Source organism: Thiocapsa sp. (assembly GCF_022340925.1).
GTDB lineage: Bacteria > Pseudomonadota > Gammaproteobacteria > Chromatiales > Chromatiaceae > Thiocapsa.
The window spans coordinates 1-15,335 of the sequence record NZ_JAJDNA010000003.1 but is presented as its reverse complement, the minus strand read 5'-3'; the positions used below and the strand labels follow the sequence as shown (position 1 = coordinate 15,335).

Genomic DNA, 15,335 nt, shown 5'->3' with positions numbered 1-15,335 from the left:
AGTTCTTGCATTCGCCGCGCAATGAAGCACTCACATGAAGCAGCCCAGACAACCAAGACCCACGGCCGGTGAGGCGCGGATTCGGCGCGCCTTTTTCGTCTCCCTCGCGATCCTGTTCGTCGCGCTTGTGGCCGGCACCGTGTTCTACTGGCTGGCGCGGCCATCGCTGGATCCCGGGCCGGTGCGGGATGCCGAGATCCTGGCCCCGTCGCGCGCGCCGCCGATTGCCGCGGATCGGCCCCCGCCGGTCCACTTCACCGACATCACGGAGGCCGCGGGCATCGATTTCATTCATGTCAATGGTGCCTATGGCGAGCGTCTCATGCCGGAGACCCTGGGCAGCGGCGCGGCCTTTTTCGATTACGATGGTGACGGTCGTCAGGATCTGATCCTGGTCAACTCGACCTACTGGCCGGGTCATGAGCCCGACGGGGGCCAACGGCCGCGGCTCGCCCTCTACCACAACCTCGGGGGCGGTCGCTTCGAGGACGTCACGGAGGCGGTGGGTCTCGATCTCGATATCTACGGCATGGGCGTCGCCGTCGGGGACTACGATGGCGACGGCCGGGTCGACCTCTATCTGACCAGCCTGTATCGCAACTCCCTCTTGCGCAACACAGGCGGTCGTTTCGAGGATGTGACGGACAGCGCCGGGGTCGCCGGCGGTGAGAAGACCTGGAGCTCGAGCGCGGTCTTTTTCGATTATGACGCCGACGGCGACCTGGATCTCTTCGTCGTCAACTACGTCCAGTGGTCGCGTGAGATCGACCTGGAGATCGACTTCCGTCTGACCGGCCTCGGGCGTGCCTATGGTGCGCCGCTCAACTTCGTCGGAACGGACAACACACTCTTCCGCAACGAGGGTGATGGCCGTTTTGTCGATGTCACTGCCCAGGCCGGCATCCCGGTGGCCGATCCGGTGTCCGGTCAGCCGGTCGGGAAGGGGCTGGGGGTCATCGCCGTCGATTACGATGGCGACCGCTGGCTCGACCTAGTCGTGGTCAACGATACGGTGCGTAACTTCTTGTACCATAACCTTGGGGACGGCCGTTTCGAGGAGGTGGGCATCTTCGAGGGTCTGGCGTATGACCGCAACGGCAAGGCAACCTCGGCGATGGGTGTGGATGCGGCACGCTTCCGCGACGACGGGGATCTCGGCGTGGTCATCGGGAACTTTGCCAACGAGATGTCTTCGCTCTATGTCACGACGGATGGCCGCCCGCCGTTCGTCGACGAGGCGGTGCTCGAGGGGTTGGGCCCCGCATCACGTATTCCGCTGACCTTCGGTCTGGTCTTTTTCGATTACGACCTGGACGGGCGCCTCGATCTGCTGTTGGCCAACGGGCATCTGGAGCATGAGATCCAAAAGGTGCAGCAGAGCCAGACCTATTCCCAACCCCCCTCGTTCTTCTGGAACTGTGGGGAGCTCTGTCCGGGGCGGTTCGTCCCGGTCCAGGAGGCGGGGGATCTGCTCGTGCCCTTGGTCGGTCGCGGCGTCACCTATGCCGACATCGACGCGGACGGCGATCTCGATGTACTGATCACCCAGAATGGACGCCGCCCGGTCCTGCTGCGAAACGATCAGCGCACCGGACACCATTTCCTGCGGGTTAAGCTGATCGGGCGTGCACCCAACACCGATGCAATCGGCGCCGGGCTCGAGCTCACCGCAGGCGGCATCACGCGTTATCGCCAGGTCATGCCGGCCCGCGGCTATCTCTCCCAGGTCGAGCTCCCGGTGACCTTTGGTCTCGGACCCTCGACCGAGATCCAGCGCCTCTTGATCCGCTGGCCCGATGGGACAGAGCAGGTCATCGAAGAACCCGAGATCGACGCCTCGATCGTCATCGAGCAGCCCGCGGGGAGTGCGTCATGAAGGCAAGCCGAGATTGTGCGCCCCTGCTGTTTGTTCTGCTGGTCCTGACCGGCTCCGGCCTCTCGGCCGATCCCTTGAGCGCGCTCCCCGAGCCTTGGGACACGCGTCTGTTGCCCGTCGCCGAGACCGACATCAGCGGCGCCGAGCGCCTGATGCAGCTCGCGATTGGGGAGGGGCGTACCATGCTCGCCGGGCTCTTGGAGAGTTCGGACGTGACGGACGATGAGCTTGCCGAAGCCTATGGGCGTCTCGGGGCGCTCTTTCTGCTGGTCGAGGTCGAGGCGGCCGCGGATGTCTGTCTGCGCAACGCCGAGATCCTCCAGCCCAATGTGTTCCGCTGGCCTTACTACGCGGGGTATCTCGCCATGTTGTCCGGCCGGTCGGACGCGGCCGTCAACCATCTGGAGCGGGCACGGGCGCTGGATCCCGAATATGCGCCGCTCAATCTGCGGCTTGGGAAGGTCCTGCTGGACACGGGTCGGTTGGGGGAAGCTGAGGCGCTGCTGAAGCGGATCGCCGATGCGCCCGGGCTGGTAGCCGCGGCCAACTTCTATCTCGGTCAGATTGCCAATCTGCAGCGACGGTACGCCGACGCCGTGATCGTGCTTGAGCGATCACTGGAGGCCGACCCCGCACCCTCCGGCGTACGCTATCAGTTGGCCGTCGCCTACCGGGCGATGGGCGACCAGGAGCGGGCTCGGGCCTATCTTGCGGATTTCGATGCCGGAAGCCCGGCCGCTCACGACCCGCTGATCGAGGAGCTGGAGGCGGTGACCCGTCGCTCGCTGCCGGCCTTCCAGGAGGCGATGCACGCGGCACGGCAAGGCGACTATGAGGCGGCCGCGAGCCGTTTCGCGGACGGTTTGTCAGTCGATCCGGACAATCGCGCGGCCCGCGTGAGCTACGCGCGCACGCTCTACCTCGCGGGCTCCCGAGGCGAGGCAGAACGCGAGCTAGCACGCGTCTTGTCGGAGGATCCAGGTGAGGCCTTGGCGAGCTTTCTGATGGGGGTGCTCAAACAGGCCCAGGGGGACAAGGAGGGGGCCGCGAGCGCCTATCGCCGGACGCTGGAGGCGGAGCCGGGGCATCCCGGAGCGGCCTTCTATCTGGCGAATCTCGAGCTGGCGAGGGGGCGATTCCGCGAGGCGGCCGCGGGGTACCGTGCCGTCTTGACGTCCGATGATGCGGTCGGCCCAGCCTATCTGCTCGAGCTGATCGCCTCGCGCCGATCCGGCACGAGCGAGCGCGACATCGTCGAGCGCCTTGCGGAGCGGGCCAGCGAGCGTCCTGATGACACCGTGCTGGCCTACGCCCTCGCACGCCTCCTCGCGGCGGCCAAAGATCCGGTCTTGCGCGATCCTGAGCGCGCGCTGGAGCTGGCCGGGGATCTGGCTCGGAGGCAGCCGATCCCGCCCCACCAGCGCGCCCTGGCCCTGGCGCTGATGGCTGACGGCCGGACGGAGGAGGCGATCGCGACGCTGCAGCCGGTGATCGCCTATGCGGCTTGGTCGGTCCCGCCCGGCGAGCTTGCCCTCCTGCTGGATGAGTCGGAGGCCTATCGCGAGGGTCGCCTACCCGATGACCCCTGGCCCGATGGGGATGGGCTGCTCGCACCCCCGCCATTCGACCCGCTCGCGGCATTCCGGGACTATCCGTCAGCAACACCTTATTGACGCGATTCAGCGCGACGACCGGCACGGAGCCTGGGAGCCATGCAAGGGAGGCTGGTTTGTGAGAGCAGGCGCCGAGAGGGCGCGGGATAGGTCGTGGGGGGTCGTCCCTGACCCGAACCTCGCGCAGTGTCTAGACGACGTGCAGCGGCGTCGTCCCGCAAGGCATCACTTGTCGGCGGTGGATGTCGCCGGTGCGGTGGGTACGGTCACGACCGGGGCATAGGGGTAACCGCCCCAGCCGCCATAGGCGGGATAACCATAACCACCGTATGGATAGCCGTAGCCTCCCCATCCCGGATAGCCGTAGCCTCCCCATCCCGGATAGCCATAGCCTCCCCATCCCGGATAGCCATAGCCGGGGTAACCGCCGTACCAAGGGCCGCCGTGCCAGGGGCCGCCGTACCAGGGGCCGTCACCCCAGGAGCCCCAGAAGGCATTGGCGGGAAGCGTCGCCAACGCGGAAGTCGCGGCGAGGGCAAGTCCGGCAGTGGTTTTCAAGACTGTATTCATCTCGATTCTCTCCTCGTCGTTCACGGTCACAGAGTGCGTTGATACGCATCTGAATTGTATAGGCATTCCTTCCTATGAAGCCAGCTCAATTTTAGGCTCGATGGGTTGGGCATCGGAACGGAGTGGCTCGGCTGAACCGCCCTGCGGTCGGCGAGAACGTCGGCGTGACTCACTAGCGACCAAGATCCTGGAAGTAAAACGGCGCGATGAGGCGCTCGACCGGCACAGAGTCGTCGGTGAGTATCGGCAACCGGCTGAAGGCAGTACCGGTCGTGTGCATGGGCTCGGTGACCCGCAGCCACCGCTGATCGAGGCCACGTTGGGCGATCAGGACCTCGGGGGGCTCGCGACGGTCACTTGCCGAGATCACGAAGGTCAGGCGCTCGGCGTCCGGTGGCGCCATGTCCATCCAAACATGGACGTGCGCGAAAGACTCGTCTAACGTCTTCATGATGCTCTTGACCAGCCGAGGGTCGGGAAAGGCGTCGACGACATTCAGCAGATAGAGCCCGTCCGGAGCCAGGCGGGACTTGACGAGCTGCGCATATTCAAAGGTGACCAGGTGATACGGGATCGCGATGTCATGGAAGGCATCGGCAACGATCACGTCGTATCGCTGCGACGCCTCACGCTTGAGGACGGTCCGCGCGTCCGCATGGACGACACGCATTCCACGCGTCTGCAGGAAGAGCCGTTCCTCGGCCGTGCGCGTGACCAGCGGATCCAGCTCGGCGACCGTGACCGCGGCCGCCGGTGTGCGGTCCCGAACGGAGCGGGGCAGGGTATAGGCACCACCCCCGGCGAAAAACCAGCGCAGGGTCTCCGCCCGATCCGTCCCGAAGTGCTCGAGGGCCAGCTCATCCATCAACTGGACATAGGGGGCGAGGAGGAGCCCGGGTTCGCCCTGGTGATTCGTGCCGTGGACCAGGTGGTCCAGCACCAGGCTGCGCGCCACGCCGAAGGGGACGCGGTCGGACTCATCGACCACGCGGATACAGAAATAGTTGCTCTCACGGTCGCACGGGTTCGAGAACCCGTTTCGAGCGGCCGTCACGAGGACCAGGGCGGCCGCGGACGCGACGATCGCGGCTGGCACAAGGCGTGTTGAGCGTCTGAAAAACGGGATGGCCAGCAGGAAGAGGCCCAGGGCGGTGACGATGATGACGCTGCGGGTCCCGAGATACTGGATCAGCCAATAGCCGGTGACGAAGGTACCGAGGATGCTGCCGAGCGCGGCCAGCGCATGCATCCGCCCGACGATATGACCGGTGCGCCGATCCAGACGCAGAGCCAGTGTCGTCAAGAGCGGGTTGACCACGCCCAGCAGCATTGCGGGCATGAAAAAGAGGGCGAGCACGTAGACGAAGCTGGCACCCAGCAGGGCCATCTCTCGCGCCTCGATCAGTGGCGCGACCAGGGTGAGCAGAAATAGGATCGCCAGGCTGAAGAGTCCCGCCAATGCAAGCGTGGTCCCCGCCGCGAGCTCGTTGCCGCCACGATCCGCCCAGAGTCCGCCCAGCCAGTTTCCGAGTGAGAGCCCCGCCAAGATGACACCGATGACGGTCGTCCAGGTATAGAGCGAGACCCCTACATAGGGTGCGATCAGCCGTCCGGCCAGGATCTCCAGCACCAGGAGAAACGCCGAGCTCAGGAAGATGGTGATGCCGTACCAGGTGACGCGGAGGCGAGCGGACACGGTGGACTCCGGAGGTGCAGGATCGGTCCGCAAGGATAGCGAAGGGGGAGGTTGATGGCTATGAAGGCTGGCAACTCAAGCCCCGGACGTCGGAAACAGGCGGGGCTTCAGCGAGAGTCCAGTCAGTCTGAAAGCGCCGCTGAGGCGTCGGAGGCACCCCGTGCCATGCCGCGCAGATCCGCAGGCTCAGCCCCTGTGCCCCGGATGCAGCCCAGCCTGGCCGGCGGGGCGACCTTGCTCACTCGGCAGACGACGCCGGTGCCTGCTCGCCCCCAGCGTCGCCGGGCGATTCCGACTCCTCCGTCGGCGCCCCCGGGTGATCCGGTTGTGCCGGCGTCTCCTGGGAATCCGTTTTCCCGGCCAGACTCGCGGCATCGGTGCTCAGCAAGTCCCCAAGATCGAATTCGGACAGCTTGAAGTACCAGGGCCGTCCGGTATCCTTGAGGACGTAGTCCTCGCTGTCTTCGGCTTGAGAGATCCGATAGGTCCGGGTGCTGCCGTCGCCGAGACCGATGCTGAGGACGAGTCGGGGGGTCTGCTGGTTGTAGGCCGGATCATCGTCGGTCCCGAGAACGCCGCGGTAGCCCAGGTTGGAGAGGCTCGCAAGCAGGCTGTCCACGGCCTGCTGGTCGACAGCCTGGTCAGTGTTTGCCAAGGTCCAACCGCCATCCCCGGCCTTGGTCAGGGTCCAGTCGTCGGTCCCGACGCGCGTGATCTGCTCGCGCTCCAGATGCAGCAGCCCCATGTCGATCCAATCGTCTCGTCGCGCGGACACGTCCGACAGGGCGAGCTTGAGGTCATAGACGGCCGGATCATCGGGGGGTCTCCCGAAGACGCGTCGGAAACCGGGCGAGTCTCCGATCAAGAGGCTTGCGATCGGCCCATGCTCGCCATCCAGGACGAGGCGCCGCTCGAACTCGGCATCAGCCACCTTGAACCGTTTGCGGGCGGCCTCGCTGGTGGCGATGGGCAGGGACCGTTTCAGCTCGGCCAACCCGACGAGGAGCTGATCGACCTTGGATCCCTCGACCGGCAGGTCGGCGAGATCCGGCAGGATCCAGCTGTCGCCACGGCGCCTGATGACCACGCCCGTGGACTCGGCGCCACCTTCGATGTGGATGGCCTGGACCTGATCCGCCGTGAAGCTGAACAGTGGCGTATCGGCGCCGCCCGGGGCCATGCCGCGACCGCTGCCGAGGCCTAGACCGAGTGCCACCAGGAGTTGGAGGATCAGCAAGCCTGTCAGTCCCATGACGATCGGTGCGCGCAGATCCGGCCGCCAACTGATGTCCGCTTGAGATGTCATTTCCGTCACGCTCGTGTCTGCCATGACTCAGTGCCCTCCCGTACCCAAGATCGCGGCATCGGCCCGCTCGCGACGGCTCCGGACACGTCGATAGAGCCAATACACCAAGGCGAGCCCCGCGAGGGCCAAGAGATAGTTCAGGGTCTCCCAGAAGATCCGGCCCTCACGTCCCACTGGCTCCAGCAGGCGGCTGAACTGGCCTCGCCCGCGCAATGTCAGCAGACCCTGGTCCTCCAGAGACCAGTCGATGGCGTTCTGGATCAGCTCCAGGGGCTTGACATACCGGCTCTGGGTCGCCTCAGAGGCCAGGCTGATCGCGGTGTCGGAGAGGAAGGTCGAGGAGCCGATCAGGATCAGGCGCGCCGACGGGGGCGAGGAATCGACGACCCCCGAGATCACGGGTGAACCGTCCTGGGTTGCCTCGCTTGCCTCCCCATCGGGGGTGTCCCCTCCGGCATCTTCGGCTCCTTGCCCCTCGTTGGACTCATCTCCGGCTGATTCGTCCTTCAGCAGCGGGGAGGGGCGACCGGCGAAAGCCGACTGGAAGCGCCCCTCGAGCGAGAGCGCGAGCACCCGGCTGCCGCGATCCTCGCCGCGCGGGAAGCCGAGGCTGCCATGCGCCTGAAAATCAGGCTGCATCTCCTCGGACTCGCTGGTCCATGAGCCGGACGAGCTGCGGATCAGCTCGATGACTTGCCGTTCGGCGTTCTTCGCGGCATCGACTTGGATCGGCGACGACCAGTTCATGGTGATCTGGCCGAGTGTCGCGGTGATCCCGGAGTCCTCGGCGAGGCCGTCGCTCCGCACGTCAGGGAAGTAGGGGTAATCGAGCGTCTGGATCTCCTCGACGACGAACCCGCCCAGGTCGCGTTGGACCGGGATGGGAAAGGGGGTGTTCTTCGGATCCAGGACGAGGCCTGGGCCCAATGCCAGACCCTGATCCTCCAGCCAGCCCTCAAGTCCGGTCGTGGCCGCCTGAGCCGAGATGGAGCGTCCAGTCAGATCCAGGTGGAAGGGAGATGCGGCCAGGATGACCGTCCCGCCCTGCATGAGGAACTGGTCGATGGCGAACTGCTGACGCTCGTCCAACGCCTCCGGCCCGACCACGAGGAGCAGATCGGCATCTTCGGGAACCTGACCGGAGGCAAGATCTGTCTCGCGCAGGTTGAAGGCATTGCGCAGCGTCTCCTGCAGCAGGCTGTAGCCGGGTCCGGAGGCCGGCTCGCCGAACATCCCCGGTGTCGACGGGGGTGTATACAGCGCGACGGTGCGCAGCACACCGGGTGCGAAGCGCTTGATTCCGGCCTCGATGGCGCGCTTGAGTCCGGCCCGATCGAGCGCTTCCGGCAGTGGGATGGGGACCGCCTGATCGCCCGATTCGAGCACCATGTAGAAATAGAAGGGGGTCGGATCGAGCAGGCTGACGACCAAGGGCTCGAAGCCGAACTGCTCGGCGATGGTCTGCGCCAACGCACCGTCGCCGGCGGCGGGGTCCTGAATGTCGAAGCTGAACCGCTCGCCACCCGTGGCGTCGAGCTCGGCCAACACCGAATCCAGCTCGGACCGCAGCTCGGGCAGCGGATCGGGCAGACGATCTGTTGGCGAGATGAACCCGCGGAACCGCACCGGCTCGGCCAGGTTGGCGAACAGGTCGCCCCCGCCTTGATAGCCGTAGAGCACCTTGCGGATGACCCGAGTGAGGTCGTATTCCGGATTGCGGAGGCGCACGTCGAGATCGGTCTCGCCGCGGACCTTGACGTCGATCAGGTCCTGGAAGCCCAGGGTCTCGAATTGATCGCCGTATTTGATCAAGACGTCGAAATAGGAGTTGACCACGGAGGCCTGATATTTGGTCGCGGTCTGGAAGGCGACCGGGCGGATCCCGTAGAGCTCGCCGGCCTCGCGTTCCAGCTCTGGCGAGCGCTGGGGATCGACGAGCTCCACCCGGACCTGGCCGCCGCTCGCGATCTCATACTCCCGCAGGAGGTCGCGGATCTGAGGAACCAGAGGGGCCAGCAGTGGGTGAGTCTCCGAGCTGAAATAGCCGCGGATCAGGAGCGGCTCCTGGAGCTGCCCGAGGTAGGTCCGGGTCGCCTCGGAGATGGAATAGACCCGGCCCTCGGTGAGGTCGACGCGGGCATGACCGATCGCCTGGAGCCACAGGTTCGCGGCCAGCAGGTTGGCGACCGCGAGTCCGGTCACCAGCGTCCAGCGACGGTGGTGACGCGGGTTGGCCGAATGCTCGGCCCAGCGCAGCCGCTCCAGGCTGTAGAGGGTGAGGGCGAGGAAGGCACCGACGATGCTCAGATAGTAGTAGAGGTCCCGCACGTCGATGACGCCGCGCGTGATCGACTCGAACCGCGAGCCGCTGCCGATCAGCCGGAGGACCTCTCCTGCGCCGTGGCCGACGAGGCTGGTCAGTGCCGGGGTGCCGATCAGATAGAGGATGGCCCCCACCAACCCAGTCCCGATCAGGGCGACGATCGGATTGTCGGTCCGCGATGAGACGAACAGCCCGATGGCCAGATAGGCCGACGCCAGCAGCAGGGTGGCCAGATAGGCACCGATCACAGGTCCCCAGTCCAGCGGTCCCAGGAACGCGACGGTCAGCGGCAGCGGCAGGGTCAGGGCCAGGGCGATCGCGACCAGGGCCAGGGCGGCCAGAAACTTGCCGAGCACCAGATTGAGGGTCGGTACGGGCAGGGTCAGCAGTGTCTCGAGCGTGCCGGCGCGCCGTTCTTCGCTCCAGAGCCGCATGGTGAGGGCGGCACAGAGGAAGATCAGCAGCAGCGGCATCCAGTCGAAGAGCGGCCGCACATCGGCGACGTTCCGCGCGAAGAAGGCATCGACCCAGAAGAAGACGAAAAGGGAGACGGCCAGGAAGGCACCGATGAACAGATAGGCGACCGGCGAGCCGAAGAAGGCCGCGAGCTCGCGACGGGCGACACGCAGGATCTCAGCCATGGGCCACCTCCTCCATCTGCTCAAGGGTCACCGCGCCGAAGAGGTCTTCCAGGTCTCTCCGCTCGGGCGCGAGTCCGTAGAGGTCCCAGCCGTTCTCGGCAACGGCCCTCGCGACCGAGGGACCGATGGCCTGAGGTTCCGCGGCGCCGAGTGCGAAGCAGTGCTTTCCGCCGTCGACCGTCCATTCCTCCACCGCGGTCACCCCGTCGATTGCGGTGAGCACGGGACGCGCCGTCTCAGGGGGGCGGTCCAGGGTCACCAGCAATCGCCTCGGCCGGCCGATGGCATCCAGCGCGCTGTCGAGCGCCAGTTCACCGCCGCGCATGATGAGCACCCGGCTGCAGACGGCCTCGACCTCCTGGAGGACATGGGTCGAGATAATCAGGGTCGCCCCGTAGGACAGCTCGCGGACCAGGCCACGCATGTGCTGAATCTGCGAAGGGTCCAGCCCGTTGGTCGGCTCGTCCAGGATCAGGATGGCAGGCTCGTGGAGGATCGCCTGGGCGACACCGACCCGCTGACGATAGCCGCGCGACAGGGTGCCGATGGTCGAGGTCGCCTTGGGACCGAGCTCGGTGCGCTCGATCGCGCGGCGGATAGCGCCTGCACGCCGGCCGCTGGGCATCCCGTGCAGCGCCGCGTGGTAGTCCAGGTAATCCAACACGCGCATCTCCGGGTAGAGCGGGCAGTTCTCCGGCAGGTAGCCGATCCGCCGCTGTGCCCGTCGACGCTGCTCGGCGATGTCCACGCCTTCGATCCGAATCCTGCCACTGCTCGGCTCCAGATAACCCGTCAGCATCTTCATGATGGTGGTCTTGCCGGCACCGTTATGGCCGAGCAGGCCGACGATCTCGCCGCGGTCGATGTCAAAGGACACCTGATGGACCGCCCGGAGCGCTCCGTAGCTCCGACTCAGCTCGCGAACCTCGATCATGACGACTCCTCACAACTCATTGTGGCGCCCACCTTGGCTTCCGGACGCCGCCCGGGCGCGCATTTCACCCTAGCCTGGCAGGCGATGCAAGATCCTTGTTGATGGGAGCCGGGGTCGGCTCCGCGAGCGCCCAGAGACCGCATCGATCAAAGGCCGATCGTCCGGCTCGGATGCCGGGGTCTCGGGGCGGTAGAAGAGACATCCGCTCCATGTCCCGCGGCGGGTCGGCTCAGTCGCCCTCGCGTTCGAGGGTGACGCGCAGGCCGTCACCCGAGCCCGGATCCATTGCGACGTCGACGAGCATTGGGGCACAGCAGACGGGGCAGTCTTCGACGTAGGTCTGGGGGCCGGCGCTGACATCGATGCGGATCTCGATCGGCGCACCGCACCAGGGGCAGCGCTCGTCACGATCTTCGAGCGGGTTCATCTTCGGACTCGCCTCCTGCCGTCAGTCGCTCGCTGCGGGGGAGTTGCGGCGCCGGCGTCGCCGGAAGTGAAGACAACCGACTCCGAGCCGATGTTCCCATGTCTCACCCCGGCATCGTGATGCGGCGCCAGAGACGCCCGTCGTTCTTGAGCAGGTTCCCGGCGGCGGCCGGACCCCAGGTCCCCGCGGGATAATTCGGGAAGTCCCTCGCCGGCAGCGCGGACCAGACGTCTTGGACCGATTCGACGATCTCCCAGCCCTTCTCAACGGTCTCGGCATGCTTGAAGAGGGTGGCGTCGCCGTTCATGCAGTCGTAGATGAGTGTCTCGTAACCGGTTGCCGGGGCATTGCCGAAGTAGTCGGCATAGCAGAAGTCCATGTTGACCGTGCCCACGCGCATCCGCGGCCCCGGGATCTTGGCGCCGAAGCTCATCTGGATGCCCTCGTTGGGCTGGATGCGTAGCACCAGCATATCGGGGTTCATCTGGGCCGTGTCGGCGTCCTTGAACATGATCTTCGGCGCACGTTTGAACTGGATCACGACCTCCGTGTATTGCGCGGTCAGACGCTTGCCGGTGCGCAGATAGAAGGGGACACCCGCCCAGCGCCAATTGTCCATGGTGAGCTTGAGTGCGGCGAATGTCTCGGTGCGTGAGCCCGGATCCACACCCGGAGAGGACCGGTAGGCGGGCACCTTTTCCCCGTCCGCCATCATGCCTTCGGCATACTGACCGCGCACGGCATTGGTGAGGACCTGCTCCGGGGTGAGGGGATGGACAGCGTCGAGCACCTTGTTGATCTCATCGCGGACCGCTTGGGAGTGGAACGAGTTTGGGGGCTCCATCCCCAGAAAACCGAGCAGGACCAGCAGGTGGTTCGGGATCATGTCGCGCAGCGCGCCGGCCTTATCGTAGTAGGGGCCGCGATGCTCGACCCCGACCGACTCGGCCACCGTGATCTGGATATGATCGATATGCTGACGGTTCCAGAGCGGCTCGATAAACCCGTTGGAAAAGCGGAAGACCATGATGTTCTGGACCGTCTCCTTGCCCAGATAGTGGTCGATCCGATAGATCTGATGCTCCTCCAACGTCTCGTGCAACATGCGATTGAGCGCCTTGGCACTGTCCAAATCGTCGCCGAAGGGCTTTTCGATGATCACCCGACGCCAGTCGTCCTCGCTCTCCGCAGTCAGGCCCACGGCACCGAGCAGCCGGGTAATGTCGGCGAAAAGAAATGGGGGAACAGCAAGATAGAAGAGGTAATTGCCGTCTGTTCCACGCTCCGAGTCGATGCGCGACAGCCGCTCGCAAAGCCCAACATAGGTCGCCTGCTCCGTGATGTTTCCCTGCATGTAGTGGAGGCGCTCGCAGAGACGGGACCAGGTGCGAGCATCCCAGGCGCTGCCGACGTGCTGCTTGACATCCTCGGCCATCATCGCCTGAAAGGCCGCGTCATCCATGTCCAGGCGATCGAGGCCGACCACGGCGAAGGTGTCCGGCAGCAGATGGCCGTGACAGAGATGAAAGAGTGCGGGGATCAGCTTCCGCTTGGTCAAATCGCCGGCAGCGCCGAAGATGATCATCGCATTGGACGGCGCGGGTGGTGTCGTTTCGGAGGTCAGACGCTGAATAGGCAAATCGGCTTTCCTCAATGGGAACCGCAAGGCGCAGCGTGCGCAAAACAATCAGCTAAAGACAGATTATTGCGGAGCCGACGTCATCTTCTCGATGAATCAAGGCGCGATTCCAAATCGCTGGAACGACCTTGCACGCTCACCGTCTTTGGGGTTCGGATTTCAGTCGTTCGCCCCCCCGTGACGGGCGGCTTCAACCCTTCGGCTTCTCATGATGCCCGCCGAACTGATAGCGCATCGCCGAGAGGAGCTGATTGGCGAAGTCGCCCTCGCCGCGGGAGCTGAAACGCTCGTATAACGCGGTGGTCAGCAGGGGCGCCGGTGTCCCCGTCTCGATCGCGGCCAGGCATGTCCAGCGACCTTCACCCGAATCCGAGACCCGGCCGCCGAACGACCTGAGCTCCGGATCCTCCCGGAGTGCGTTCGCGGTCAGGTCCAGCAGCCAGGAGGCGACCACGCTGCCGCGACGCCAGACCTCCGCCACTTCGGCCACATCGATCCGGTACTGGTAGTGCTCCGGGTTCGCAAGCGGAGCAGTCTCGGCATCCGCCTCACGATCAGCCAGGCCGGCACCGGCATGCTTGAGCAGATTGAAGCCTTCGGCGTAAGCGGCCATCAGCGCATATTCGACGCCGTTGTGGACCATCTTGACAAAATGACCTGCGCCACTCGGACCGCAGTGCAGATAGCCCTGTTCAGACCGACTGCAGTTGCCGGCCCGTCCGGCGGTGCGCTCGATGGCGCCGGGCCCGGGGGACAAGTCGGCGAAGATGGGGTCGAGACGCTCAACGGCGGCCTCGTCTCCGCCGATCATCAGGCAGTATCCCCGTTCCAGACCCCAGACGCCGCCGCTGGTGCCGCAGTCGACGAAGTGGATCCGTGCTGGTGCAAGCCGTTTGGCGTGCTCGATGTCGTCTCGGTAGTTCGAGTTCCCGCCGTCAATGACGGTGTCGCCGGCTTCGAGATGCGGCAGCAGATCATCGATCAGGGTGTCGACCAAGGCGGCGGGGATCATGATCCAGACATTGCGCGGCACCTCCAGCTTGGCGCAGAGGTCTGCGACATCCTGCGCTCCGGTCGCGCCCTCGGTGACCAGCGCCCGGACGGCGGCAGGGTCGCGGTCGTAGACCACGCACCTGTGGCCGGCCCGCATGAGTCGAAGCACCATGTTGGCGCCCATTCGGCCAAGGCCGATCATTCCGAGTTGCATGACAAGACTCCCGTTCGGCGTGAGATGCGGTTCAGTCGGGTGCGAAGGCAGAAGGGGCTCGGGCCGCGCGGAACCCGAAGCAACCGCGTCCGGACTCAAGCGGCCTGCCCCTCGAGCACCATGACGCTGCGTGGACCGACCCGAAGGCGGCCTTTCGTGACCGCTCTCCGAGCGGACCCCCCGCTCATCGACGGCTCTCGACCCGTATCGATCGCCAGGCGCCAAGTCCACCCGTCGATGATCGGGATCGCGAAGTCGAGGCGTTTGGCTCCCATGTTGAGCAGGACGTGCAACGGAGGCTCGTCGACCGTGCAGCCCGCGAGCGTAAAGGCGAGCGCGATGGCATTCGGGTTATCCCAATCCGGCCGCCCGAGCTCAACCCCATGCCAAACGATATCCGGCAGCGGATGGGACGGCTCGGGCTTGCCGGTCAAGAATCGCTTTCGGTGCAGGGTGGGGTGGCGGCGGCGGAACGCAATCATGCTGCGCACGAAGTCGTGCATGCCGCAGTTGTGCCCGAGGAGCCTCCAGTCGAACCAGGACACCTCGTTGTTCTGACAGTAGGTGTTGTTATTGCCCTGTTTACTCTGCAAGACCTCATCGCCGCACCGCAGCATGGGTACGCCCTGGCTGAGCATCAGGATGGCGACGAAGTTTCGTGCCTGACGGCGGCGCAAAGCCAGGATCTCCGGATCGTCGGTTGGCCCTTCGACCCCGCAGTTCCAGCTGAGGTTGTGGTCGTGCCCGTCGCGATTGTCCTCGCCATTGGCCTCGTTGTGTTTGTCGTTGTAGCTCACCAGGTCCCAGAGGGTGAAGCCGTCGTGGCAGGTAATGAAATTGATCGAGTTGCTCGGAAGCCGCCCCCGGTCCTGATACATGTCGCTCGAGCCGGCGATCCGCGTGGCAACCTCCGCGATCAACCCCGCATCGCCTTTGACGAAGCTGCGCATCAGGTCGCGGTAGCGCCCGTTCCACTCCGCCCAGCGATAGCCGGGGAAGTCACCGACCTGATAGAGCCCGGCCGCGTCCCAGGCCTCGGCGATGATGTGCGAGCTGCCGAGGGTCGGGGACAGCTCGGTCGCCCACAGAATGGGGGCATGGTA

10 protein-coding genes and 1 pseudogene are annotated in these 15,335 nt (G+C 65.4%); 2 read left to right on the top strand and 9 right to left on the bottom strand.

Going from position 1 to position 15,335, the window contains the following annotated elements:
• Positions 1-34: 34 nt before the first annotated feature.
• Together LJE61_RS00165 and LJE61_RS00160 are read left to right on the top strand one after the other, a co-directional pair.
• Positions 35-1,876, top strand: a complete 1,842-nt coding sequence (locus LJE61_RS00165) for a CRTAC1 family protein (RefSeq protein ID WP_296909821.1) — start codon at positions 35-37, stop codon at positions 1,874-1,876.
• On the top strand, positions 1,873-3,549 hold the full coding sequence (locus LJE61_RS00160) for a tetratricopeptide repeat protein (RefSeq protein WP_296909823.1): 1,677 nt from the start codon (positions 1,873-1,875) through the stop codon (positions 3,547-3,549). Before LJE61_RS00165 ends, LJE61_RS00160 begins: the two co-directional genes overlap by 4 nt.
• Before the next feature lie 165 nt (positions 3,550-3,714).
• Here the strand turns inward: LJE61_RS00160 and LJE61_RS00155 are convergent, their stop codons facing one another.
• The 9 genes and pseudogenes from LJE61_RS00155 to LJE61_RS00115 all read right to left on the bottom strand — a co-directional run.
• Entirely contained in the window at positions 3,715-4,059 is a 345-nt protein-coding gene (locus tag LJE61_RS00155) for a hypothetical protein (protein ID WP_296909825.1), read from the bottom strand.
• A gap of 172 nt (positions 4,060-4,231) precedes the next feature.
• The gene (locus LJE61_RS00150) at positions 4,232-5,755 is read right to left on the bottom strand and encodes a fused MFS/spermidine synthase (protein ID WP_296909827.1); all 1,524 of its coding nucleotides are present in this window, start codon (positions 5,753-5,755) and stop codon (positions 4,232-4,234) included.
• Positions 5,756-5,993: 238 nt separating this feature from the next.
• The gene (locus tag LJE61_RS00145) at positions 5,994-7,085 is read right to left on the bottom strand and encodes a DUF4340 domain-containing protein (RefSeq protein ID WP_296917031.1); all 1,092 of its coding nucleotides are present in this window, start codon (positions 7,083-7,085) and stop codon (positions 5,994-5,996) included.
• Positions 7,086-7,088: 3 nt separating this feature from the next.
• Positions 7,089-10,025, bottom strand: coding sequence for a Gldg family protein (locus LJE61_RS00140; RefSeq protein WP_296909831.1), 2,937 nt, complete (start codon positions 10,023-10,025; stop codon positions 7,089-7,091).
• On the bottom strand, positions 10,018-10,959 hold the full coding sequence (locus tag LJE61_RS00135; protein WP_296909833.1) for an ABC transporter ATP-binding protein: 942 nt from the start codon (positions 10,957-10,959) through the stop codon (positions 10,018-10,020). The genes LJE61_RS00140 and LJE61_RS00135 overlap by 8 nt, the downstream gene beginning before the upstream one ends.
• A 229-nt stretch (positions 10,960-11,188) precedes the next feature.
• Positions 11,189-11,386, bottom strand: a complete 198-nt coding sequence (locus LJE61_RS00130; RefSeq protein ID WP_296917029.1) for a CPXCG motif-containing cysteine-rich protein — start codon at positions 11,384-11,386, stop codon at positions 11,189-11,191.
• Between the two features lie 103 nt (positions 11,387-11,489).
• Positions 11,490-12,971: a glucose-6-phosphate dehydrogenase gene (gene zwf / locus LJE61_RS00125; RefSeq protein WP_519972871.1), complete on the bottom strand. Its 1,482-nt coding sequence runs from the start codon at positions 12,969-12,971 to the stop codon at positions 11,490-11,492.
• Between the two features lie 244 nt (positions 12,972-13,215).
• Positions 13,216-14,232 (bottom strand): phosphogluconate dehydrogenase (NAD(+)-dependent, decarboxylating), encoded by a 1,017-nt coding sequence (gene gnd, locus LJE61_RS00120; protein ID WP_296917025.1) that lies wholly within the window; start codon positions 14,230-14,232, stop codon positions 13,216-13,218.
• A gap of 95 nt (positions 14,233-14,327) precedes the next feature.
• Positions 14,328-15,335 (bottom strand): annotated as a pseudogene (locus LJE61_RS00115) (glycogen debranching enzyme); the annotation flags it as partial.